23 protein-coding genes are annotated in these 21,582 nt (G+C 62.2%); 3 read left to right on the top strand and 20 right to left on the bottom strand.

The features are described from left to right. Window positions 1-102: 102 nt before the first annotated feature. The 4 genes from CWO89_RS00085 to CWO89_RS00095 all read right to left on the bottom strand — a co-directional run bounded on the left by CWO89_RS00085 (window position 103) and on the right by CWO89_RS00095 (window position 2,499). Window positions 103-1,029, bottom strand: a complete 927-nt coding sequence (locus CWO89_RS00085; RefSeq protein WP_130576523.1) for a lactate/malate family dehydrogenase — start codon at window positions 1,027-1,029, stop codon at window positions 103-105. 173 nt (window positions 1,030-1,202) lie between these two features. Next, on the bottom strand, window positions 1,203-1,343 hold the full coding sequence (locus CWO89_RS45630; RefSeq protein WP_165420928.1) for a hypothetical protein: 141 nt from the start codon (window positions 1,341-1,343) through the stop codon (window positions 1,203-1,205). Between the two features lie 48 nt (window positions 1,344-1,391). After that, complete coding sequence (locus tag CWO89_RS49360) at window positions 1,392-1,931, bottom strand: putative zinc-binding protein (RefSeq protein WP_496146740.1); 540 nt, start codon at window positions 1,929-1,931, stop codon at window positions 1,392-1,394. Next, window positions 1,849-2,499, bottom strand: coding sequence for an alternative oxidase (locus CWO89_RS00095; protein WP_130576524.1), 651 nt, complete (start codon window positions 2,497-2,499; stop codon window positions 1,849-1,851). The genes CWO89_RS49360 and CWO89_RS00095 overlap by 83 nt, the downstream gene beginning before the upstream one ends. Before the next feature lie 187 nt (window positions 2,500-2,686). Between CWO89_RS00095 and CWO89_RS00100 the strand changes: the two genes are divergently transcribed. Beyond that, window positions 2,687-3,406 (top strand): Crp/Fnr family transcriptional regulator, encoded by a 720-nt coding sequence (locus CWO89_RS00100; protein WP_245475593.1) that lies wholly within the window; start codon window positions 2,687-2,689, stop codon window positions 3,404-3,406. A gap of 55 nt (window positions 3,407-3,461) precedes the next feature. On the opposite strand, the gene CWO89_RS00105 is transcribed toward CWO89_RS00100, so the two are convergent. Genes CWO89_RS00105 through ubiT form a run of 4 tightly spaced genes read right to left on the bottom strand, consistent with a single transcriptional unit; the run spans window position 3,462 to window position 6,384 of the window. Beyond that, window positions 3,462-3,815: a hypothetical protein gene (locus CWO89_RS00105; RefSeq protein WP_130576525.1), complete on the bottom strand. Its 354-nt coding sequence runs from the start codon at window positions 3,813-3,815 to the stop codon at window positions 3,462-3,464. 33 nt (window positions 3,816-3,848) lie between these two features. Then, complete coding sequence (ubiV, locus tag CWO89_RS00110) at window positions 3,849-4,796, bottom strand: ubiquinone anaerobic biosynthesis protein UbiV (protein ID WP_130576526.1); 948 nt, start codon at window positions 4,794-4,796, stop codon at window positions 3,849-3,851. A gap of 56 nt (window positions 4,797-4,852) precedes the next feature. Then, window positions 4,853-5,830, bottom strand: a complete 978-nt coding sequence (ubiU, locus tag CWO89_RS00115; protein WP_130576527.1) for a ubiquinone anaerobic biosynthesis protein UbiU — start codon at window positions 5,828-5,830, stop codon at window positions 4,853-4,855. Window positions 5,831-5,832: 2 nt separating this feature from the next. After that, window positions 5,833-6,384, bottom strand: a complete 552-nt coding sequence (gene ubiT / locus CWO89_RS00120; RefSeq protein ID WP_130576528.1) for a ubiquinone anaerobic biosynthesis accessory factor UbiT — start codon at window positions 6,382-6,384, stop codon at window positions 5,833-5,835. Window positions 6,385-6,486: 102 nt separating this feature from the next. Between ubiT and CWO89_RS00125 the strand changes: the two genes are divergently transcribed. Continuing rightward, the gene (locus CWO89_RS00125; protein ID WP_130576529.1) at window positions 6,487-7,989 is read left to right on the top strand and encodes a UbiD family decarboxylase; all 1,503 of its coding nucleotides are present in this window, start codon (window positions 6,487-6,489) and stop codon (window positions 7,987-7,989) included. 39 nt (window positions 7,990-8,028) lie between these two features. On the opposite strand, the gene CWO89_RS00130 is transcribed toward CWO89_RS00125, so the two are convergent. The 4 genes from CWO89_RS00130 to bioB are packed head-to-tail and all read right to left on the bottom strand — an operon-like array spanning window position 8,029 to window position 12,156. After that, window positions 8,029-9,318: an adenosylmethionine--8-amino-7-oxononanoate transaminase gene (locus CWO89_RS00130; RefSeq protein ID WP_130576530.1), complete on the bottom strand. Its 1,290-nt coding sequence runs from the start codon at window positions 9,316-9,318 to the stop codon at window positions 8,029-8,031. After that, window positions 9,315-9,947 (bottom strand): dethiobiotin synthase, encoded by a 633-nt coding sequence (bioD, locus tag CWO89_RS00135; protein ID WP_130576531.1) that lies wholly within the window; start codon window positions 9,945-9,947, stop codon window positions 9,315-9,317. Before bioD ends, CWO89_RS00130 begins: the two co-directional genes overlap by 4 nt. Next, window positions 9,944-11,098, bottom strand: a complete 1,155-nt coding sequence (locus tag CWO89_RS00140; RefSeq protein WP_130576533.1) for an 8-amino-7-oxononanoate synthase — start codon at window positions 11,096-11,098, stop codon at window positions 9,944-9,946. Before CWO89_RS00140 ends, bioD begins: the two co-directional genes overlap by 4 nt. A 47-nt stretch (window positions 11,099-11,145) precedes the next feature. After that, on the bottom strand, window positions 11,146-12,156 hold the full coding sequence (gene bioB, locus CWO89_RS00145; protein WP_130576535.1) for a biotin synthase BioB: 1,011 nt from the start codon (window positions 12,154-12,156) through the stop codon (window positions 11,146-11,148). Window positions 12,157-12,278: 122 nt separating this feature from the next. On the opposite strand from bioB, the gene CWO89_RS00150 reads away from it, so the two are divergent. Further along, the gene (locus tag CWO89_RS00150; protein WP_130576537.1) at window positions 12,279-12,911 is read left to right on the top strand and encodes a GntR family transcriptional regulator; all 633 of its coding nucleotides are present in this window, start codon (window positions 12,279-12,281) and stop codon (window positions 12,909-12,911) included. 11 nt (window positions 12,912-12,922) lie between these two features. Here the strand turns inward: CWO89_RS00150 and CWO89_RS00155 are convergent, their stop codons facing one another. The 8 genes from CWO89_RS00155 to CWO89_RS00190 all read right to left on the bottom strand — a co-directional run bounded on the left by CWO89_RS00155 (window position 12,923) and on the right by CWO89_RS00190 (window position 21,493). Continuing rightward, window positions 12,923-13,897, bottom strand: coding sequence for a tripartite tricarboxylate transporter substrate-binding protein (locus CWO89_RS00155; RefSeq protein WP_130576539.1), 975 nt, complete (start codon window positions 13,895-13,897; stop codon window positions 12,923-12,925). Window positions 13,898-13,924: 27 nt separating this feature from the next. Then, window positions 13,925-14,638, bottom strand: coding sequence for a GntR family transcriptional regulator (locus CWO89_RS00160; RefSeq protein WP_130576541.1), 714 nt, complete (start codon window positions 14,636-14,638; stop codon window positions 13,925-13,927). Window positions 14,639-14,723: 85 nt separating this feature from the next. After that, window positions 14,724-15,494 carry an SDR family oxidoreductase gene (locus CWO89_RS00165; RefSeq protein WP_130576543.1) on the bottom strand — a complete coding sequence of 257 codons (771 nt, stop codon included), beginning with the start codon at window positions 15,492-15,494 and terminating at the stop codon, window positions 14,724-14,726. Between the two features lie 54 nt (window positions 15,495-15,548). Continuing rightward, on the bottom strand, window positions 15,549-16,784 hold the full coding sequence (locus tag CWO89_RS00170) for an ABC transporter substrate-binding protein (protein WP_130576545.1): 1,236 nt from the start codon (window positions 16,782-16,784) through the stop codon (window positions 15,549-15,551). A gap of 36 nt (window positions 16,785-16,820) precedes the next feature. Further along, the gene (locus tag CWO89_RS00175) at window positions 16,821-18,056 is read right to left on the bottom strand and encodes an ABC transporter substrate-binding protein (RefSeq protein WP_130576548.1); all 1,236 of its coding nucleotides are present in this window, start codon (window positions 18,054-18,056) and stop codon (window positions 16,821-16,823) included. 32 nt (window positions 18,057-18,088) lie between these two features. Beyond that, window positions 18,089-18,796 carry an ABC transporter ATP-binding protein gene (locus CWO89_RS00180; RefSeq protein ID WP_130576550.1) on the bottom strand — a complete coding sequence of 236 codons (708 nt, stop codon included), beginning with the start codon at window positions 18,794-18,796 and terminating at the stop codon, window positions 18,089-18,091. Then, complete coding sequence (locus CWO89_RS00185) at window positions 18,783-20,561, bottom strand: branched-chain amino acid ABC transporter ATP-binding protein/permease (protein ID WP_130576552.1); 1,779 nt, start codon at window positions 20,559-20,561, stop codon at window positions 18,783-18,785. The genes CWO89_RS00180 and CWO89_RS00185 overlap by 14 nt, the downstream gene beginning before the upstream one ends. Next, on the bottom strand, window positions 20,558-21,493 hold the full coding sequence (locus CWO89_RS00190) for a branched-chain amino acid ABC transporter permease (protein WP_130576554.1): 936 nt from the start codon (window positions 21,491-21,493) through the stop codon (window positions 20,558-20,560). Before CWO89_RS00190 ends, CWO89_RS00185 begins: the two co-directional genes overlap by 4 nt. Window positions 21,494-21,582: the final 89 nt, after the last annotated feature.

A 21,582-nucleotide genomic window follows, 5' to 3' on the forward strand; every position in this document is an offset into this window, starting at 1 on the left:
TTCGCAAGGCACCGCTATTGCGGTAAACGTGTGGCGGTGACCTGTATTTCCGATCCGCACGCAGGTTTGTCCGAACGAACGCACGGCCCGGAAGCGATCGTTCTACTGCTTCAGACGGGCAGACGCGTCCGCGATGTGCTGCGCGCTCGCGCGTAGCGCTGCCTGTTCCTGCCGGCTCATCTGCGGCGTGAGAACGCGCTCGACACCGGCTGCTCCGATCACGGAGGGCAGGGAGAGGCTGACCTCAAATGCTTTTTGGGGGCTCGACACCGGAAGAACAACCTTCTCATCCCCGAGGACCGCCTCGGCGATCCGGGCGGATACGATTCCGATCCCGTACTGGCTGGCGCCGATCCCCTCGATGATCGTGATGTTGGCCTGCCGGACATCCCGTTCAATCTGCACTTTCGTTTCCGCCGGTCGATCGAAAAGTGTCTCGACCGGACTGCCTGCAATTCGGGCGGAGGACCAGAGAAAGACGCTCGAAGTGCCGTGTTCGCCGAGCACGAGAGCATCTACGGCGGTTGGAGCAACGCCGAAGTGACGGGCAAGATGAGTCCGGAAGCGCAGGCTGTCAAGGAACGTACCGGTGCCGAACACGCGTTCATGCCCGGCAGCGTCGCGGGCGACATCGGTGAGCGGGTCCGGCGGATCGGTGACGACAATGATCACGGCATCCGGCGCGGCAGCGACGATGGCAGGAACCAGTTCCCTGTAGATCTTGGCATTGGCGGTGAGGAGCTTCAGACGGCCTTCCTTGTCGCTCCGGTCGGTTGCGCCTCCGGTCTTTTCGTTGACGCCGGCAGTGAGGAGAACGACCGAGCAACCGGTCAGATCGGCGATGTCGCCACTGCGAACGGCGGTCACGTCGCCGATCGCCGCTCCATAGGTGATATCCGTGGCGATCCCGACGCTCTTTGCCGGTGTTCTGTTCACGAGGACGACTTCGTCCGCGCTGCGCCGAAGACTTAGCGCCATCGCGCAGGCGGCGCCGACCGCGCCGGCCCCGACAATTCCGACTTTCCGCATGCTCTATTGCTCCTGCGCAGGTATCGGACAAAGGCCCTTCCGCCACATGAGTATAGTGGCAGCGTGCCGAGCTATAAAGCGAGTGCACCGGTGCTTCATCGCAAGTGTCGTGCTTATTTGAAAGGCCAACGCATGAGGCAGACGACAGTCCGTCGTGCGGATGAATTCACCAGCTAAGGTGATTGCGCGCCGATACGCTCGAACTGCCGTTCCTCGTCTCGGGTGGCGAGCAGGGCGGCGAGCGTGGCGCATTGAGTGCGGATATCGGGAATCGCAATGATCTCGCAGAACGCGGCGCGGGTGAGTGGACCCACGGCGAATAGCCGCATCCGCATTTGACCGGCCGAGGCGAAAAGCGCGAACTACGTACGATTCTCGGCGGACCTCTCGGAGGCCTCTGCGGCAGTGAATCGCTGTGACAGATCGTCGACGATGCGTTCGAATAGCTGGTCAGCTTGAGCAGGATTAAAATCCATCCTGAATCGCTTCTTTGCGCCGAACTGCGTGAGATCGTAATGGCTTGCTGCTTGGACACCGTGTCGCGTCAGGCAACTCTGAACACATTTGAGCGCGCAGCCGTCGATCGCGACTATTGGCCGCCCCGAGGTCGCAACTCGTACAAGCGAAGGAACGTCGCCTCCGACCCCTGCGATGCAGGACATTTCCGCTTTCCCGATTCGATCCAGTCGAATCGCGAGATGGTTCGCCAGTTGAGCGGCGCTTGAACAGCCAGAGCAGGAATACACAAGGGGCAGATCGGTTCGTCGCGCCATTTCTCGTTCCTTTTCGCAGGTCACCAATTGAGCCAGAAAAATCGCCTCAGGCGTTGCCGCGTGGAAATGCCTGACCTGCCGCCAGCGCGTCGGCGAAGGCATGGTGCAGGTCGCGGTGGATGGCCTCATCCTCGCGCATGGCGAGGATCATGTCAGTGACATCCGCATCGGATGGCAAATCCCAGTACGCGATGGCCGATGCGGGTGCCGCATCGCTGCTGCGATCATCAGATCCGAGCCGAATGAGATATTCCGAGTAACCCCGGACCGCTTGCTCGGCGAAATATCCGGCCAGGCGATGCGCTGTCCGGGCGGATATCAAGTAGAGAATGAAAAAAGCATTATAGAATGCCGCTTGCGCGATGGCGATCAGGATACGTTCCCAGGCGCGAGGCTGAGCCAGCGCAATAAACGACATCAGATGAACGCGCTGGTTCTCCGCCTCGTCCATGAAGGTCCGGATCCAGCCGCGATCGTCGAGCATAAGGCGCAGGCATTTGAGATGCAGCAACGTTGCGGCGACCATCGGCGGGACCGCGGCCACGGTCTCGAGCACAACGACACGATGGCCGTATCGACCGCCAAAGAGGGCGCCGGCCATCGATGTGCCCGCGCGCACGATGCCCAGCGCAATTCGGTCAGCCAGGGTGTCTGGCACGCGATGTCGAAACAGATCCGTCTTGTTGACGAGCAGCATTTTCGATCCCGTGTTAGGGCACGCCTCGGCATCAGTCGCCCCGTCTTTGGGTCGGCGGGCAGGGGCTTTCCTCTTGTATGACAAGCCTTGGTATTATTGGGAATAATCGATCCAACTATTTGCGCTGGCTCAAATTGGAGGGCGTTGCCGCACACTACTATGTGACAGCGGAGGTACACCGCCAGATGTGCAGCATGAAGTCGGCGGCATGGATTACTCTCCGGACCTGGATCTCTTCGCCCGGACCGAACTGTTTCAGGGGACTCCTCCGGAGGCGCTCCGATTCCTTCAGGCTTCAGCGGGACGAAGGCGTCTTGCCGCCGGCGATATCCTGTTTCAACAGGGCGACCGCACGACGTCCCTTTTTGTCGTGATTGCGGGCCGGTTGCGGGCGTCGCAGATGGCCCAGGACGGTCAGCAGATTATCATCCGTTATCTTGGTCCGGGAGAGGTTGCGGGCTACGCGGCACTTGTGGGCAGTGATACCCATCCCGGCACGGTGACCGCAGTGGACGATAGTCATCTGATCGGCTGGACGAGCGCCATTGTCAGACAGATCATGGAGCGTTATCCCGTCGTTGCCATCAACGCCCTCACGCTGTTGGGCCAGCGGTATCACGAGATGCAGATCCGTGTGCGTGAACTGTCGACCGAACGGGTCGAGCGTCGGATTGGTCATACCCTTCTTCGTCTGGCGCACCAGTCGGGGCGCCGCACGGCGCGCGGCATCGAGATCGCGTTTCCGCTGTCCCGCCGTGACCTCGCCGAAATGGTCGGGACCACCCTGCATACCGTCAGCAGGACGCTTAGCGCCTGGGAAGAGCGGGGCATCGTCAGTTGCGGGCGGTGCCGCGTGGTCCTGTGCAAGCCGCATGCTCTCGTGGCCATCGCGGACGAGGAGGAATAGTTCGGGCCTTGCGGTCCAAATCTAGCATTCACGTTCCGCTGGTGCGGTTGGCTGCCTACTCCGTTGCGATTTGCCTCAATGCCAACACTCCGGCGAAGGCACAATCGACGATCTCGGAAAATACGAGCTCCATTTCTCTGAACACGGTCCGGTCAGGTTCGCTCTCGGTAAGCGCGTCAAGCTCCGATAGAAGCGATAGAAAGGCAGCGATTTGATTTCTGCAGTCGCGTGCCTGGACAAGCTGCCGCCGGGAGAAGCGGCGCTTTTCAAGCGTCGCAAATCGATCGAGGGCCCCAGCCAGAGAATCCTGACACGTGCAGTCCAGGTTAACCTGCGTGAGAACATGCCGCAGCCGGTTGACGACATCGATGGTTCCGTCCTGCGGTAGGCGCCGTGCTGCAATCGCCATATGGGGCCCCAAAGGTTGCTAGAGCATGTGTTGCTAGAGCATGTGCGGTTTGATCGGTTCACGGAATCCGGGTCGCTGGTTGGTGCGGGCGTCGGGTGCCACGGAGAGAAAGCCGGCTACTCCGTGGAGAAACCCGTTGGAAAAGTGCACGTCCGGATAAAGCTGCGCGAGACGTCGCGTTCCGCTCTCCGCATCCTCCCGGCCATCAAGGACCGCGCGGAAGATGCTGATGACCCCGACCATGTCGCAATCCTGCGGCGACAGGCGAAATGACCCGACGCCGGCCTCGCGCAAGGCATCGGCGTCGCCCAGCAGGTTGGCGCAGGTGGACGACAGGGTCTGGACGCCGTTGACCGTCAGGAAGTCAGCGCCATCCAGCGTCTTCAGCATCAGTCCATCCGGGTCCCGCTCGCAGACGAACTGGCAATTGTCTTTTGTCAGCTTGTGAAGGCGCGCGTGATAGCAGCGGGCGGAGATTGCCAGAGGCACCCGACCGAAGGCGAATATGTCGATCAGGACGCTGGGAAGCGCGGCAGCAATCGCCGCGATCGACGACATCGGCAGCTCCGGCGGGAGGCAGAGTCTTGTCGCGCCACGCTGGGCGTGGAACGCGGCGCTGGCCTCGTTATAGATGTTGATGAACGGACCGATCGCATGAGAGCGACCGACAAGTGGCTTGAGACAGGTCAGATCGTTCACCTCGACCAGGAGCTCTGCCGTATTGACGAGCTCGGCCATCTGCCGCCGCTCGCGCGGCAGCGAGGTCAGGATCAGGGAGCCGAGCAGGACTTGTTTTCCGGCGGCGCGGAGCCGCTCAACGACCGCAGGCAGATGTGGAGCGATGAAGGGCGATCGCTTCGAGCAGACGATCTCTCCAATCACGACGGTGTCGACCGGCGCCTCGTCCGCAATGCGAAAGTAGAAGTCGCGCCAGCGTTCCGGCGCCCAATTATAAAGAACTGGGCCGAGGCTGAGCTGCATGAAACCATTCCTCCGGTCGGTTTTCTCTAGTCATTCAACAAAGACGGCTGGGACGTTCACCTCCAGGTCTTGCGATAGGCACCTACGGTCGTAGCCTGACCTTCCGTGAATGGCATAAGTTGCCCGGCATCGATCGGCAGGCCGGAGTCCAGCGCGTTGAGAGCCTGACGGAAGTGCCGCACGACACCCTCGACATAGGCTCGGCCGCGCTGGCGCCCTTCGATCTTGAGCGCCGTAACGCCGGCGTCGCGCAGCCCGGCAAGCAAGGTTGCAGCGTCAAGGCTCACGGGATCTTCGAAGATGTAACCGGTGCCGTGTTTGGTCGTGAAGCGACCTTTGCAAAGCGTCGGATAGCCGGCGGCTTCACCGATCTCGAAGCTGTTGATCGTGAATCCACCTAGGCGCGACTTCGTCCTGCCGTTCTCCTGCTCATAGGCGACATGGCTTGCGGGTGAACATACGCCCTGCATGTTCGGCGACTGCCCGGTGGCATAGGACGACAGCGAGCAGCGGCCTTCAGCCATCACGCAAAGGCCGCCGAAGACGAACACTTCGGTCTCGCAGGTGATCTCGCGGACGATGCCAGCTATTTCCGCGACGCTCAGGACGCGGGGCAAGACGACGCGACGGGCGCCGAATGTCTCGGCGTAAAAAGCGATGGCATCCGCGTTGGCGGCGGCCGCCTGCACCGAGACGTGCAAGCGTTGGGCAGGATGGCGGCGCGCTGCATATTCCAGCAGGCCGACATCGGCCAGGATTAGCGCGTCGGCTTTGGCCGCTACAGCGTCGTCTATCGCCCGATGCCAGAGACTGACGGCGCCCGCGCGCGGGAATGTGTTGATGGCGACCAGGACCTTCACGCCGCGGCGATGTGCAAGCGCGATCGCATCGGAGAGTTCGGCGCGGCTGAAATTCAGACCCGGAAAGTTTCGTGCATTGGTCTCGTCGTTGAAGCCGCAATAGATCGCATCGGCTCCGGCGTCGATCGCGGTCTTCAATGCGGCTGGTGTGCCCGCGGGACAGATCAGCTCCATCGTCAAATCCCTTTGTGCGATCGATTTGAGGCGCCGGCCACCGTTCGAGCAATTTGCAGCGTGCGTTTCAATGGTTCGGCCAGTGGTCCGAATATGCTGGCGATCTCCGCCACCGGGTCGAGTTGCGCGTCATCAATCGCGTTGCGAAGCGCGAGCACCGCCTCGACATCACCTTCCACCACGAGGTCGCGCGAAAACAGCAATGCATCGCCGTCAAGGCTGCCTTCGATCAGACCAAATAGCCCGGCTAACGGACTGGAAATCCGAGCGTCAACATCATCCGGCAGGTTGCGCACCACCGACAGCCGCGGGCGGGAAGGGGCGGGCTCGAGCAGAAAGCCAAAGGGCAGATCGGTCGGCTTGATGCCAAATCGTTTTCGGGCATGCTCGCCGAGCCTGTCGAACATCCTCGGATGTTCCCTGCAAATGCGAAGCAGCACGACCGTGAGTACAGTCTGAAGCGGCAACAGCGGCAACGGGCGCACAGCAAGCGCCAGCAATGGAGGCACCGGCAACGGTGACGGCGGAGGCGAGGTCATTTTCGAAAAGTTCATTCCGTCAGGATAGAGCGATGATCACGAGCGTTGTTTGTGCAAGAACAAAGAAGACCTGGAATTTTGCTGCATAGGAGTCTCTGTGTCTTAAGGAGAAGCCTCTTGTTACGTCGCGACGTGCCGAATTTTCAGGAACTGCACGACTTCCTGGTTTTTCTCGAGAGCAAGGGGCAATTGCGACGCATTCGCGAGAAGGTGTCGGTGGTGCACGACATCACGGAAATCCATCGTCGCGTTCTTCGCGCGGAAGGACCGGCCCTTCTGTTCGAACAGCCGGTGAGGGCGGATGGGGCTCCTTCGGATATGCCGCTGCTGACCAATCTTTTCGGTACGATCGAACGGGTGGCCTGGGGATTTGGCGTGCGGCCGGACCGGCTGAGGGAGCTTGGCGAACTGATGGCCGAACTGCGCGCGCCCCGGCCGCCGCAAAGCCTGATCGACGCATGGCGCAAGCTTCCCCTTGCACGGGCCGCGCTGGCGACCCGGCCGCGCACGATTTCAGCGGCGCCGGTGCAGGAATGTATCGCAACCGGCGACGCCATAGACCTCGGCATTTTGCCGGCCCAGGTCTGCTGGCCCGGAGAGCCGGCGCCCCTGATCACCTGGCCGCTGGTCATGACTGCGCCGCCCGAGCCCGCCGCTTTGGGCCAGGACAACATGGGAGTCTACCGGATACAGGTGCTGGGCCGCGACAGCGCCATCATGCGCTGGCTGCCGCATCGCGGCGGTGCCCGTCACCACGATCAGTGGAAAAGGCTTGGCCGGGACATGCCGGTCGCCATCGTCATCGGCGCCGATCCTGCGACCATCCTGGCTGCGGTCTTGCCTGCGCCGGAAGCGATCTCCGAACTGCGGCTGGCTGGCATGCTGCGCGGGCAGCGGCTGGATCTGGTCCGCTGCATCACCGTTCCGCTCTCGGTGCCCGCCACGGCCGAAATCGTCATCGAGGGTTATGTGTCCGCGACGGAAACGGCGCCCGAGGGTCCTTATGGCGACCACACCGGCTATTATAATTCCGTCGAGGAGTTTCCTGTGTTGCGCGTGACGGCGGTGACCCGGCGGCGCAAGTCGATCTATCTCTCGACCTTCACCGGACGTCCGCCGGACGAGCCGTCCCGCATCGGCGAGGCGCTCAATCATCTGTTCCTGCCTCTGGTACAACAGCAGTTTCCGGAAGTTATCGACCTCTGGCTCCCGCCGGAAGCGTGTTCTTACCGGATCGCGGTTGCGGCGATTTCCAAGCGCTATCCAGGGCAGGCGCGGCGCCTCATGCTTGGGCTGTGGTCGATGCTGCCCCAGCTCACCTACACCAAATTTCTCATCGTCGTCGATGGCGATATCGATATCCGCGACTGGCGTTCCGTGATGTGGGCGGTTGCAACGCGAAGCGATAGTTCGCGCGATCTCGTCACGCTTGCCGATACCCCGATCGATTACCTCGACTTCGCCTCGCCAAAACCAGGTCTTGGCGGCAAACTCGGAATCGATGCAACGATAAAGATGCCGCCGGAAACCGAGCGTGCATGGGGCGAGGTGCTGACCATGGACCCAGATGTGGTGGCACGCGTCGACGCCATGTGGCCGGTCCTGGGTCTCGGTGGATAAGCCTTGCCGATCTTCGACGCGATGCTGGCTATAGTGTCCTCAAGAAATCCCAGCTGACTTCCCAGAGACTAGCGCATCGGCGGCATCGCTGATGCCGACATAGATCTCATTGAGGTCGGCCGCTGTGACGCAATAAGGCGGCATAACGTAGATCGTATTGCCGAGCGGCCGCAGCAAGAGATTTCGGTCGCGAAAAAAGGCTTGAAGCTTCGGACCAATGTCAGCGAGGTAGCCCCCGTCGGGGACTGCCAAATCAAGCGCGGTGATGGTGCCGACCCGGCGAACGTTGTTGAAGCGTGCGTCCACGCGAAACGATTCAATTCCTTCTTCTTGCATTGCTGCCACGGATGCGATGCGCTTTCGAACGTCCGGTTCTTGCCAAAGATCCAGGTTCGCTTTCGCGGCGGCGCACGCGATCGGATTGGCCGTGTATGAGCTCGAATGAAAGAACGTGCGCGCGCGATCTTTCGAATAGTGGGCGTCAAAGATATCGGCGCGGCAGAGTGTCACGGCGAGCGGAAGCGATCCGCCAGTGAGGCCTTTGGAATAGCAGGCGATGTCGGGCGACACGTCCGCCTGCTCAGACGCGAACAATGTCCCCGTCCGGCCCCAGCCGGACATGACTTCATCGGCAATGAACAGGACATTAGATGCCTCGCAGATCCGCTTCGTCTCTCTCAGCACCCAGGCTGGATACATCAGCATCCCGCCCGCGCCCAGGATCAGCGGCTCCACAATGAACGCGGCCGGATTGTCGTTGCGACACGCAGCTTCGAGCGCATCAAGCGTTGCCTGTTCGCGACCGCGTTCCGGAAACGGCACTGAGGTGACGTGGAACAGTAACGGTTCATATGCCGCGTTGAATACACCTCGTGCGCCGACCGACATCGTACCCACCGTGTCGCCGTGGTAGGAGTGCTGCATCACGACAATGCGCGAGCGCGGCTCGCCGATGTTGTGCCAGTAGCCGAGCGCCATTTTCAGCGCGACCTCCACGCTGGTCGAGCCGCTGTCGGAAAAAAAGACGTAATCGAGGCCACGGGGGGCCAATTTCAGAAGCAGCGCAGCGACCTCTTCGGCCGGCTCGTGAGTATGGCCGGCAAAGATAATCTGGTTGAGCTGCTCTGCCTGCTTCTGAATGGCGCTTACGATTTGCGGATGGCAGTGGCCGTGCGTCACCACCCACCAGGATGCGATTGCGTCGATGATACGACGGTCGTCTGCGGTATAGAGATAGGCGCCTTCTCCGCGCACAACCTTCGTCATCGCGCCCTGCAGCGCGTGTTGCGTGAATGGATGCCAGATGCGGGACTGCTTTTCGTGCATCATGGCTTGAAATCGTCGCGGTTAAATGAGCCTTCGAAGGCGGTCCGCAGCGCGTCCGGGCTTAGAGGGGAAAGCCAGGGCAATCGTCCAAGCTTCCGTATCCGTCCGATCCTGCAGATCGTGGTCTCGGTATCGGTGTTTTCGTCGCCAATGAATGCAATCCCGAGAACATCGATCCTACGATGTCGCAGCGCTTCGATCGACAGCAGCGAATGATTGATGGTGCCGAGCGCGGTGCGCGCGCAAAGCACGACAGGAAGTTGCCAGCGCGCAAAAATGTCGATGTACAGTTTGCTGCGGCTAAGCGGCACCATCAGCCCGCCCGCACCTTCTATCACAAGCGGGCACGTGCCGGTGTCCGGCACGTGAAGCGATTCCGTGTCGAGGCCAACCCCGTCAATCTCGGCAGCCAGATGGGGCGAAGCCGGTGTTCTGAGACGGTAACGCTCGGGCACGATGCGATCGCAGGAGAGGGCTCCCAGCCGCGCCACGTGCTGGGAGTCAGTCTCACCATCGAGACCAGCTTGAACAGGCTTCCAATATTTGGCGCCGAGAAAGCCGGCGAGTCCCGTTGCAAACACTGTCTTGCCGATCCCGGTGTCCGTGCCAGTCACCACGATCCGCAGGCTCATGGGGACTTGCCCCTTGTCTCTTCGAACAGGGCATCGAGCATTGCCCGCACATCATCCTCGCTGACATTCAGGGTCAGGGAAATCCGCAACCGTGCCGTACCTGCCGGTACGGTTGGTGGCCTGACTCCACGGATATCGAAGCCCCGAACCTGCAACGCAGCCGCCAAAGCCATCGCACGCGCGTTGTCGCCAACGATATAGGGGACGATCTGCGAGCGTGAAGGACTTCGGCTGCCGCGCACGGCGAGCTCTCGATGCGTGAACGCGACCAGGCTGGCGAGACGTTGCTGCCGGTCAGGTTCCTGCTGCAGGATTGCTAGCGCCTCCTGCACAGCAACAGCCATTAGGGGGGAGGGAGCGGTAGCGAAGATAAACGGACGGCAACGATTGACCATGAAGTCGCGCAGCACGCGGGTCAAAGTGACGATTGCTCCGGCTGCACCCAGTGCCTTGCCGCAGGTATGAATGACGATCAGGTTTTCGCGCCCCTCATAGGGGGCGGTCAGTCCTCGACCCTGCGCACCGTAGACGCCGGTGGCATGAGCCTCATCCACGATCAGGAAAGCATCGTACTGGTCTGCTATCGCGACGAGTTTCGCAAGCGGCGCGAAATCGCCGTCCATGCTGTAGATGCTTTCGACCACGATCCAAACGCGGCCTGTTCCGCCTTTTGCCCGCCAGTCGCGAATCCTGTCTTCAATCGACTGCGGATCATTGTGGGCGCTTTCGCAAAATCCGGCCCGGCCAGCGCGTGCTCCTTCATGAATACTCGCGTGAACGAGAGAATCGAGGACGAGAAGGTCGCCTCGTTGCGGCAACGTTGTCAGAAGCGCAAAGTTTGCCAGATATCCGCCGCCGAAAAATAGCGTCGTCTCGGCTCCGAAGAACCTGGCAGCCTCTGCCTCGAGCTGTTCATGCTCCTCGCAATTTCCGCGCAGAAGCCGTGACCCGCCGCTTCCGATCGGTGTGCCTGCCTCGAGTGCGGCTGCGACGGCGTTCCTCATGCGCGGCGCGCTCGCCAGTGCAAGATAGTCGTTCGACACGAAATCGATACCTGCACGCGGCTTGAGGCCGCGCAGCCGGTCATCGTCCTTCAAGGCCTGCAAGGCGGTGTGATAGCTGACAGTCTTGTCCGTATGGATTGCGTTCATTGCCTCGAGTCCCGGACAAGCAATCAGTTGGGCGAGTCGACAGCAGACTAAGCGACGTGGCTCTGGCCAAGCCGGGATGTCATGCCGAGCCGCTGCAGCAACTTCGCATCGCGATCGCGCTGCGGGTTCTTGGTGGTCAGGAGGACGTCGCCGATGAAGATCGAGTTAGCGCCGGCGAGGAAACAGAGTGCCTGCAGCTCGTCGGTCATGTACTGTCGTCCAGCGGAGAGCCGCACCACGCTCTTCGGCATCAGGATGCGGGCGACCGCGATCAGCCGCACCAGCGCGATCGGATCGGGTCGCTCGGCGATGTCGTTGACCGGGACGCCCTTGACCTCGTTCCAGAGGTTGATCGGCACGCTCTCCGGATGAACAGGCAGATTGGCGAGCAGAACCAGCATACCCAGCCGGTCATCAACGCGTTCACCCATGCCGATGATGCCGCCACAACAGACCTTGATGCCGGCGTCGCGCGCGTGTGTCAGCGTATCGATGCGATCCTGCAGGGTGCGGGTGGTGATGATCTTGTCGTAGAACTCGGGCGACGTGTCGACATTGTGATTGTAGAAGTCGAGCCCGGCTTCGGCGAGCCGCGCGGCCTGGCCCGGCGTCAGCATGCCGAGCGTGACGCAGGTCTCCATGCCGAGGCCTTTCACCGCGCTGACCATATCGCAGACCTTCTCGAGGTCACGGTCTTTCGGATTGCGCCAGGCGGCGGCCATGCAGAAGCGGGTGGCGCCGGCGTCCTTGGCGCGCTCAGCGGTTGCGATCACATCCGCGTGGTCCATCAGGCGCGTGGCCTTCAGGCCGGTGTCGTAATGTGCGCTCTGTGAGCAGTAGCCGCAGTCTTCCGGACAGCCGCCAGTCTTGATGCTGAGCAGGCTCGCCGTTTCGACATGGTTCGGATCGAAATGCTTGCGATGAATGCTCTGGGCACGAAAGATCAGGTCGGGAAAGGGAAGGGCGTAGAGCGCTTCGGCCTCTGCGCGGTCCCAGTCGGTGCGGACCGCTTCGGTGTTGCGGCTGTCGCCCTCTTTCACTTCTACGGCATGCACCATAGGACTTGCCCTCGCTTGGATATTATCATAGATAATCTTGAGTATTATCTATGATACTGATCTTGGGACGAACGCTAGCCGAGGCCGTACGCAAATGCACTCGTTTTTATGATAGATAATCTATGATGGCCGACAACACGACGACAGCGGGGCGCATTGCCGAGTCAATCGGGGCGCGCATCATCAGCGGCGCATTGCAGCCGGATGCGCCGCTCCGGCAGGACCACATTGCGCGGGAATTCAGTTCAAGCCACGTCCCGGTACGCGAGGCGTTCCGGCAACTGGAAGCTCAACATCTTGTTGTCGCTGTGCCCCGTCGCGGTGTGCGCGTTGCGCCGCTTGATACCAACTCCGTGAAGGAAATTGCCGAGATGCGTGCAGCGCTCGAAGTCGTCGCGTTGCGGAACGCCGCGCCGAAATTGACGTCAGCTCATTTGGCGCGAATCGAATTGGCGCTGATTGAGGGAGACAACGCTGAGACGATCCAGGACTTTGAGGCTGCCAACCGCGCCTTTCACCACGCGCTGGTGGCGCCCTGTGCGATGCCGCGACTGCTCGCCAGCCTCGACGGTTTGCAGCTTGCAAATTCGCGCTTGGTGTTCGCAATGGCGCGTAATGCCGGCTGGCGACCGCGGTCCAATCAGGATCATCGCTTGATCCTGCAAGCGCTGCGAGCGCGCAATCTCGATCAGGCCTGTGGTCTGCTCGCCCGTCACATCCAAACCATCGAGCGCCTCGCAATTCCCGCCTCGTGAGCGGAAGTGTCCTACTGCGGCTCGATTCCCGCAGCCTTGATGATCCGCGCCCATTTGTCGATCTCGGCCTTCAGGAAAGCTTCCAGCGCTTCGGGAGTTGCGCGTTCGGTCTCGACCGGGGTCATGCTGAGCTCAGCAAAGCGGCTGACGAGTGGCGGGTCCTTGAGGGCCGTCTGCAGGGCGCTGACCAGCACGTCGACCACCGGCTTCGGCGTGTTGCGGGGCGCATAGAGGGCATACCAGGTGGTCACATCGAACGCGGGAATGCCAGCTTCCGCCGAAGTCGGAACGTCCGGCAGCGTCGCGACGCGTTTCTTGCTGGTGATCGCATAGCCCTTGATGGTGCCAGACTGGATATAGGGCGTCGGCCCTGTCGCCGGATCGCAATAGACATCGATATGGCCGGCGATGACGTCGTTGAGCGCTGGCCCACCGCCCTTGTAATAGACGGACGTGAGCTTGGTGTCGGTCGTGCTCATGAACATCAGGCCGCAGAGTTGCGAGGCGGAGCCGAGGCCAACATTGCCGAACGTCATCTTGTCGCCGTCGCTGCGAATCCGCCCGACCAATTCCTTCAGATCCTTGGCGGGAAAGTTCGGCCGCGCGACCAGGATCATCGGCACGTCGGTGACGAGGCCGATCATGGCGAAGTCGCCGACCGGATCGAACGGAAGCTTGGCGTAGAGCGACGGAGCGGTCGCCTGACCGACATGCATCAGCAGCAGCGTATAGCCGTCAGGCGGCGCCTTGGCGACACGGTTAGTGCCCAGCGTGCCACCGGCGCCGACCACATTCTCGATCACGATCGACTGCTTCAGTGTCGCGCTCATTGCGCTGCCGAGAATTCGCGCAATCACGTCACCAGGACCGCCGGCCGAGAAGGGCACGATCATGGTGATCGGGCGGGAGGGATAGTCCTGCGCGAATGCCGTCGCGCATGGTGACAGCAGCAGAAGCAGGATCAGCGATCGTACCAAAGACATCATCACGCACTCCCTCCCTTTGCGCTTCGCCTATGGGTCGGGAAGCGTCATTTCCTTGGCCGATGTCCGCTCGATCATGTCGAGCGCGGCGACAGCCGCCGCCTTGACATGATCGACGCAGCAGCGTTCGGCGAGTTCCTCGTCTCCGCTCTGGATCGCGCGCCAGATCGCCGTGACCTCGCGCAAGCTCTTGTTGATCCGCTTCGGCTGCGACATCGAGGTGATCCGCAGCAGCGTGATCCGGTCATGCAACGGCTTGAGCATGCGCTCGATAAAGGCGTTGCGGCAGCCGCCGATCAGCGCGCCGTAGAAGTCGGTCTTGGCCTCGAGACACCCGGTGAGGTCCTGTTTCGCGGCCGCCGTCTTCAGCCGGGTCAAAGCATCGCCGATCCGGCGCACCACTTCGGGATCGTGCAGACGGGCGCATTCGCGGCCTGCAAATCCCTCCAGCACCGCACGGGCGGCATAGAGCTGCCGGGCCTCCTCGAGGCTGATCCGGCTGACCACCGGGCCGCGGTGGGGGATGGTGTTGACCAGCCCGTCAGCCTCCAGCAGCCGCAGCGCTTCCCGGATCGAGGGGCGGCTGACGCCCATCATCTCGCATAGCTCGCGCTCGACCAGCCGCTGGCCGGGTTTGAGCGTGCCGGACATGATCGCCTCGCGCAGCTTTTGTGCGACCATCTTCCTGACGGTCGGGACGTCTTCGATGCGAAGCGTGGACTGCAGTTCGGCGCGTCGGTCCATTTGCGAGATGCCTTCGTTCTATCGCGGGTTTACCAGCGATTTACCGGCAGAATCAGCATTTGTCGCTCTCTCGAGATCGGTTTGTTCATGCGATCGACCAGCCTCCGTCGATCGGCAGGCTGGCCCCGGTGATGTCCTGCGCGGCAGCGCTGCAGAGGAACACCACCAGGGCGCCAACGGCTTCCATCCCGATGAACCGGCCGGAGGGCTGGCGCTCCGAGAGATATTTTTCTGTCGCGCGGTCCACCGTCTCGCCATCCTTGGTCGCAATGGAAGCGATCTTGCTCTGGATGGCGGGGGTCGGCAGCGTCCCCGGGGCGACCGCATTGCAGGTGATTCCGGTGCGCGCGGTCTCCAGCGCTACGGCGCGGGTGATGCCGAGGATCGCCGTCTTGGTGGTGACGTAGTCGATGCGACCTTCGACTGCTCGGGTCGAATAGATGGAGGCCATGTTGATGATGCGGCCCCACCCGCGCTGCTTCATGGCGGGCAGTGCGAGGCGGATCAAATGGAAGGGCGCGGACACGTTCACCGCCAGCGCGCGCTCCCATTGATCCGGCGGAAAGCGCTCGACTGCCGCGAAATGCCGGACCACGGCATTGTTGACGAGGATATCGATCGCGCCGCAGCGACGAAGCAGGTCGGCCAGCATGGCCTCGATGGCGGAGCGCTGTGACAGGTCGGCTCCCGCAGCGATCACTTCGACGCCGAACCGGGCGCGCAACCGGTCCGCGGATTCGTTCGGCACGATGAGATCATGCAGGACGATATTGGCCCCCGCGCCGGCAAGGCTTTCCGCCACCGCCAATCCCAGGCCGGCGGTCGCCCCGGTTACGAGTGCCCATTTGTCCTTCATAGCGCGGCGGTTCCCTATTTCTTGTCGAGTTCGGCGTCACTGCGGGTGGCGTTGTCAGCTCTTCGGCCAGAACGGCTGCGCCAGCGCGAGCTCGGGCGGGAACACCGTCACTGGCACACCAGACTGCCACTGCACGATGGTCATGCCGGCGCCGACGCGACGGCCCTTCTCGTCGAACTTGATCTCACCCAGCGGGTAGTATTTCGAGGGACCGGCATCCATGCTGCGCAGGGCTTCGGCGACGGCGACGCGGTCAGCCTTGCCGGCCTTCTCCAGCGCGTCCTTGATCACCCACATGTCGCCATAGGTGGAGATCGCGTTTTGCGTCATCCATGGCTCCTTGTAGCGGGTCTTCAGCTCGGCGATCAGCGCCTCGTGTCCCTTGGCGCCCCAGCTTGCGACGCAGGTCAGGACGCCTTGAAGCAGCTCGGGGCTGACGGTCTGCAGCATGTCTGGCTCGGCGATCGCGATGCCGAACGAGATGGTCGGTACCTTGCCCTGGCCGAGACCGAATTCGTTCATCTTTTCCAGCAGCAGTTTCGCGTCCGAAATCACCGTCGGCAGGAAGAAGAGAAGATCGGGTTTCGCGGAGCGAATCTTCTGCACCAGCGACGTCGCATCGGCGAGTGGCGGCGTGAACGTCTCATCGACGATCAACTGCAACTGGTTTTCCGCCAAAAGGCTCTCGCGCATCGATTTCGCGGATGCGGTGGACGCCGCCGTATTGTCGGTGAGGATCGCAACCGTCTTCGGCCGCTTGCCGGAAGCCGTCTCCGCCAGCTTGATGATCTGCGGCAACGCCTGACGAGCCTGCGAGCCCGCCGTTGCCGAGGTCTGGAAAACGTATTTGAAGCCGCGATCGGTGATCAGGTCCGAGTAGGAGAGAGTGAGGACGGGCAGGTTGGCGCGCTCGGTGACCTCGGTGACGGCGAGCGTGAACGAGGAGAGATAGGCGCCGCTCGCCGCGACCAGGTCGGGCTCCTGCGCGACCATGCGCTGGGCGGCATTCTTGGCCTTTTCCGTGGTGTCGCCGGAATCCAGCACCAGCAGTTTCAGCTTGGCGCCGCCGAGCGCCTTAATGCCGCCTTGAGCATTGATGTGATCGACAGCCATTTCGGCGCCTTCACGCATGACCGTCCCCGGGCGCGCATAGAGCCCGGAGATCGGCACCAGCAAGCCGACCTTCACTTCCGAGGGCTGCTGTGCCCACGCGCGGGATGCGATCAGCGTGCTGGACGCGCCCACAAGCAGCGTTCGCCGCGTCACTGCGGTTCGGTTCTTCCCAGTCATGACGATTCTCCTCCGCGAATGGTCACGAGGCTGCCATCAGGATTTCTTCGGCCAGAACGGCTGCGATTGCGCGAGTTCGGGCGGATAGACGGTGACAGGCACGCCCGATTGCCACTGCACGATGACGACGCCGGCGCCGACTCGGCGGCCTTTCTCGTCGAATTTGAGCTGGCCGCCCGGATAGTATTTCGACGGGCCGGCATCCATGGTGCGGAAGGCCTGCGCCACGGCCTGGCGATCAGCCTTGCCGGCCTTCTCCAGCGCTTCCTTCATCAGCCACATGTCGCCATAGGTCGAGATGACATTCTGTGTCATCCAGGGCTCCTTGTATTTGGCCTTGAGCTCCGCGATCAGATCCTCATGACCCTTCGACCCCCAGTTTGCGACGATCGTCATGATGCCCTGCACGACGTCGGGGCTGACGCTTTGCAGCATGTCCGGTTCTGCGATGGTGATGCTGAAGGAGACGGTCGGGACCTTGCCCTGGCCGAGGCCGAATTCGCTGATTTTCTCAAGCCCGAGCTTCGCGTCGGATACAGCGTTGGGCATGAAGAGCAGCAGGTCCGGCTTCGCGGAGCGGACCTTCTGGATCAGAGGAGTCGCATCGGACAGGGGTGGCGTCCAGACTTCCTCGACGACGAGCTGCAGTCCTTCCTGCGCGAACAGTTTTTCCTTGAGCGCCTTGGCGGTTGCGACCGAGGTCGCGGTGTTGTCCATCAACATCGCCACGGTTTTCGGCCGCTTGCCGGATGCAGCTTCGGCCAGTTTCATCAGCGTCGGCAATCCGAGTTCGGATTGACGGCTTGCGGTTGCCGCGGTCTGGAAGATGTATTTGAAGCCGCGGTCGGTCAGCAGATCCGAATAGGACAACGTCAGCACCGGCAATTCAGCGCGCTCGGTTACCTCGGTGACCGCCAAAGTGAAAGAGGAGAGATAGGCGCCGGTGGCGGCGACAAGGTCGGGCTCCTGCGCCACCATGCGCTGCGCTGCGTTCTTGGCTTTCTCGGTGGTATCGCCGCAGTCGATCACGACCAGCTTCAGCTTCGCGCCGCCGAGCGCCTTGACACCACCCTGCGCATTGATGTGCTCGATGCCCATCTCGGCGCCCATCTTCATCACCTGGCCCGGTCGGGTATAGATGCCGGACAACGGTACGATCAGGCCGACCTTGACCTCAGCCGGTTGCTGTGCGCGAGCCACCCGCGTGAGACCGACGGCGGCGGCAGCCGACAGCACGCTACGGCGGGTCAATCCCTTGGTCGTCTTGTTCATCTTGTTCTCGCTCCCCATTGTTCGTTGGCTCGTCACATGCCGAGATAGGCCTTGCGCACGCGATCGTCGGCGCGCAGGGTTTCGTTGTTGCCTTCGAGCACGACGCGTCCGGCCTCGAGGACATAGCCGTGATCCGCGGACTCGAGCGCCTCCGCCACGCGCTGCTCGACCAGCAACATGGTCAGGCCGGACTGGCGGCGGATCTCGATCAGCCGCTCGAAGATGAAATCGGCGGTCGATGGTGCAAGCCCCATCGAGGGCTCATCCAGCATCAGCAGTTTTGGCGAGGAAGCGAGCCCGCGCCCGATCGCGAGCATCTGCTGCTGGCCGCCGGACAGGGTGCCCGCGAATTGGCCGCGGCGTTCCGCGAGCACCGGCAGCCACGCGAAGATGCGCTCGATATTCGCCGCCCAGTCGCGCCGGCCGCTCTCGGTCATCGCGCCCATTTCCAGGTTCTCCATCACGGTCAGCGAAGGGAAAACCTGCCGGCCTTCGGGGACGTGGGCGATACCAAGGTGGGCCCGCTGCGCAGGCGGTACCGCGAGGAGATCGACACCATTAAAGGAGATTCCGCCCCCGCTCGGCTTCAGGATGCCAGAAATGGTCTTGAACAGGGTCGTCTTACCGGCGCCGTTCGGTCCGACGATGGCGACGAACTGACCTGCATCGATATTGATGGATACGCCGTTCAGGACGGGCTTTGCCGAATAGCCCGCACTCAATCCCTCAATGCGGAGCATGGGCCATCCATTTCTTGCCGAGATAGGCCTCGATCACGCGGCCGTCGCGTGTGACCACCTCCGGCTCGCCCTCGGTGATGACGGCGCCGTGGTCGAGCACGAGGAAGCTGTCGACCAGGCGAACCATCGCCTGCATCGTGTGCTCGATGATGGCGATCGTCATGCCATCGCGGGCAAGCTGCTGGATCACGGCGACGACCTCGTCCGCCTCGCCATGGCCCAGGCCCGCGAGCGTCTCGTCGAGCAACAGGATGCGCGGCTGCCCCGCGAGCGCGCGAGCGAGCTCCATCAGTCGCAGTTCCTTGGTCGAGAGCTCGCCGGCGACGCGGTCTGCCACCGCGGAGAGGCCGACGCGCGCGATCGCGTCGGCGGCGAGCTTTCGCGCCTCTTCGTCCGTTCGCGCGCGCACATAGGCGCCGACCACGACGTTGTCGAGGATCGACATGCGCAGGAATGGACGCATGACCTGGAAGGTGCGGCCGATGCCGGCCTCGCAGATGGTATGCGGCCGCTCGCCGGACATGTTGCGGCCGTCGATCAGCACTTCGCCCTGGTTCGGTCGCAGGAAGCCGTTCAGGAGATTGAAAAGCGTCGTCTTGCCGGCGCCGTTCGGGCCGATGATGCCGAGGATTTCGTTCTTGTGCAGTTTGAAGCTGACGTCCTGGACGGCTTTCAAGCCGCCGAAAGAGCGCGAGAGGTTCCGGACCTCGAGCACAACTTCGCCGTTTGCGGCGCGCTGTCGAGCAGGCCGCGACGCCGTCACGGTTGTTGCCGGGGCCTGCGAATCATCCAGCGTCGCGGCTGCCTTTGGTGCAAGCCGCTTGCGCAGGAGATCTCGCAACTTCCAGAATAATCCTTCCGGAGCGACCAGGATGACGCAGACGATGGCAAATCCGAAGATCACGCCCTGAATGCCAGGGAAGCGTGCGCCAGCCTCGGCATGCAGGATCTCGGCAAGCGGGATCAGGATCACGGATCCGATAACTGGCCCCCAGACCGTGCCGACGCCGCCGAACATGGCGACTGTCAGCGCCTGCGCCGACACCAGCATGCCGAACACCGATTGCGGGGTGACCACCAGCAGCACCTGCGCATAGAATGCGCCGATGGCGGCGGCTATCGCGCCGCTGAGCGTGATCGCACGCAGCTTCCAGGCCAGCGTATTAATGCCGGCGGCTTCGGCTGCGGCCTCGTTCTGCTTGATTGCCAGCAGCGCCATGCCAAAGCGGGAACGTTCGATGAGGCGCGTCAGCAGGATCGTGGCAAGCATGATCGCCAGCGCCAGTAAGGTGTAGAGCCGGGGATCGGCAAACTGCATATAGGCGATCGGGGCGTCGCGCTTGATCGGGAGCGTGACTTCCTGGAAGCCGAGCCACTCGAACACGTAGAGAATGGCGAGCGGATAGGCCAGCATCGCCAACGCGAAATAGTGGCCTTGCAGGCGAAAAGTCGGAAATCCGATCAGCAGCCCGGCAATGCCGCCAAGCATTGCGGCGACCGGAATCAGGAGCCAAGGCGACAGGTCGAAGTAGATTTGTCCGAGCGCTGTCGTATAGGCGCCGATCCCGAAAAAGGCTGCGTGCCCGAACGAGATCAGTCCGGTGTATCCGCTCAGCAGATTCCAGGACAGCCCGAAGACCGCCCACACCGGAACCAGCGTCAGAACCAGTTGATAGTACGAGTTGGTGACGCCGAGCGAGATCGCCGCATAAGCGATCGTGAAGACGAGGGCAGGGACCAGCGAGCGCAATTGGGGCACGGTCATGTCCTCTCGACCATGCGCCCGAAGAAGCCTTGCGGACGGAAGAAAATGATGAGGAGGAACACGACAAAAATCGCTGCGTTCTGCAACTGCGTCGGCAAGATCAGTGTCGACATCTGCTGGACCAGCCCGATCGTCATGCCGCCCCAGAAGGCGCCGATGATGCTGCCCATGCCACCGAGAACGACGCCGGCATACATGACGATGACATAGTCGAGCCCGACAAAGGGATGGAACGGATAGTTGGTGGCGAGCAGGCCGCCGGCAATGGCCGTGATGCCGGAACCGAGCGCGAAGGCGGTGCGGTGGGCACGGTCGACATCAATGCCCATATAGGTCGCGGCGGTTGGATTGTCGGCAGCGGCACGAAGCGATTTGCCGATCCGAGACCGCGTGATCAACAGCGACAGCAGCGTCATGATCAACAGCGAGACGACGGCGTCGATGCCGCGCGCCTTGTTGATGAAGATGCTCATGTCGAAGAATGGGCCGAGTTCCCACGCCGAACTCGACAGTGGCGTGCGGATTGAAGCCAGCACCGATCCGAAGATGATGAGGCCGCCATTCTGGAGAATCAGCGCAATGCCGAGCGTCAGGATGAGTTGGGCGTAGTGACCTTCACCCTCGAGCGAGGCGGTGCGCGTGCCCGACACATGCGAAATCAGGGTAAGGTGAACGAAATAGCCGAACAGCGCGAGCACCGGACCAGCCAGCAGGATCGCGATGAACGGCCCGACAGCATTGCCGAAGACGGCCTGGACGCCAGCGGCGGTGAACAGGTAGAAGGCGACATACATGCCAAGCATCATGAAATCGCCATGGGCGAAGTTGATGACCCGCATGACGCCGAAGATCAGGCCAAGTCCGACGCACATCAGGCCGTAGACCGCACCGATCAGCAGGCCTGCGGCGAGGGCTTGCAGAAATCCTTCCATCAGCGAGGTCTCCGCGGTGCAGAGACAAGGCCGATTTGCCGGCGATCCTTCGCGGTCGTCGCTGCAACGCTGGTCTCCCGGTCCGCCAT

Source organism: Bradyrhizobium sp. Leo170 (genome assembly GCF_004296405.1).
Classification (GTDB): domain Bacteria; phylum Pseudomonadota; class Alphaproteobacteria; order Rhizobiales; family Xanthobacteraceae; genus Bradyrhizobium.

What these genes read in the sequence shown, in the direction of transcription:
- CWO89_RS00085 (WP_130576523.1), bottom strand. Translation starts at nt 1,029, where the DNA reads ATGCGGAAAGTCGGAATTGTCGGGGCCGGCGCGGTCGGCGCCGCCTGC.
- CWO89_RS49360 (WP_496146740.1), bottom strand. Translation starts at nt 1,931, where the DNA reads ATGAGGCCATCCACCGCGACCTGCACCATGCCTTCGCCGACGCGCTGG.
- CWO89_RS00095 (WP_130576524.1), bottom strand. Translation starts at nt 2,499, where the DNA reads ATGCTGCTCGTCAACAAGACGGATCTGTTTCGACATCGCGTGCCAGAC.
- CWO89_RS00105 (WP_130576525.1), bottom strand. Translation starts at nt 3,815, where the DNA reads ATGGCGATTGCAGCACGGCGCCTACCGCAGGACGGAACCATCGATGTC.
- ubiV (WP_130576526.1), bottom strand. Translation starts at nt 4,796, where the DNA reads ATGCAGCTCAGCCTCGGCCCAGTTCTTTATAATTGGGCGCCGGAACGC.
- ubiU (WP_130576527.1), bottom strand. Translation starts at nt 5,830, where the DNA reads ATGGAGCTGATCTGTCCCGCGGGCACACCAGCCGCATTGAAGACCGCG.
- ubiT (WP_130576528.1), bottom strand. Translation starts at nt 6,384, where the DNA reads ATGAACTTTTCGAAAATGACCTCGCCTCCGCCGTCACCGTTGCCGGTG.
- CWO89_RS00130 (WP_130576530.1), bottom strand. Translation starts at nt 9,318, where the DNA reads ATGATGCACGAAAAGCAGTCCCGCATCTGGCATCCATTCACGCAACAC.
- bioD (WP_130576531.1), bottom strand. Translation starts at nt 9,947, where the DNA reads ATGAGCCTGCGGATCGTGGTGACTGGCACGGACACCGGGATCGGCAAG.
- CWO89_RS00140 (WP_130576533.1), bottom strand. Translation starts at nt 11,098, where the DNA reads ATGAACGCAATCCATACGGACAAGACTGTCAGCTATCACACCGCCTTG.
- bioB (WP_130576535.1), bottom strand. Translation starts at nt 12,156, where the DNA reads ATGGTGCATGCCGTAGAAGTGAAAGAGGGCGACAGCCGCAACACCGAA.
- CWO89_RS00150 (WP_130576537.1), top strand. Translation starts at nt 12,279, where the DNA reads ATGATGGCCGACAACACGACGACAGCGGGGCGCATTGCCGAGTCAATC.
- CWO89_RS00155 (WP_130576539.1), bottom strand. Translation starts at nt 13,897, where the DNA reads ATGATGTCTTTGGTACGATCGCTGATCCTGCTTCTGCTGCTGTCACCA.
- CWO89_RS00160 (WP_130576541.1), bottom strand. Translation starts at nt 14,638, where the DNA reads ATGGACCGACGCGCCGAACTGCAGTCCACGCTTCGCATCGAAGACGTC.
- CWO89_RS00165 (WP_130576543.1), bottom strand. Translation starts at nt 15,494, where the DNA reads ATGAAGGACAAATGGGCACTCGTAACCGGGGCGACCGCCGGCCTGGGA.
- CWO89_RS00170 (WP_130576545.1), bottom strand. Translation starts at nt 16,784, where the DNA reads ATGACTGGGAAGAACCGAACCGCAGTGACGCGGCGAACGCTGCTTGTG.
- CWO89_RS00175 (WP_130576548.1), bottom strand. Translation starts at nt 18,056, where the DNA reads ATGAACAAGACGACCAAGGGATTGACCCGCCGTAGCGTGCTGTCGGCT.
- CWO89_RS00180 (WP_130576550.1), bottom strand. Translation starts at nt 18,796, where the DNA reads ATGCTCCGCATTGAGGGATTGAGTGCGGGCTATTCGGCAAAGCCCGTC.
- CWO89_RS00185 (WP_130576552.1), bottom strand. Translation starts at nt 20,561, where the DNA reads ATGACCGTGCCCCAATTGCGCTCGCTGGTCCCTGCCCTCGTCTTCACG.
- CWO89_RS00190 (WP_130576554.1), bottom strand. Translation starts at nt 21,493, where the DNA reads ATGGAAGGATTTCTGCAAGCCCTCGCCGCAGGCCTGCTGATCGGTGCG.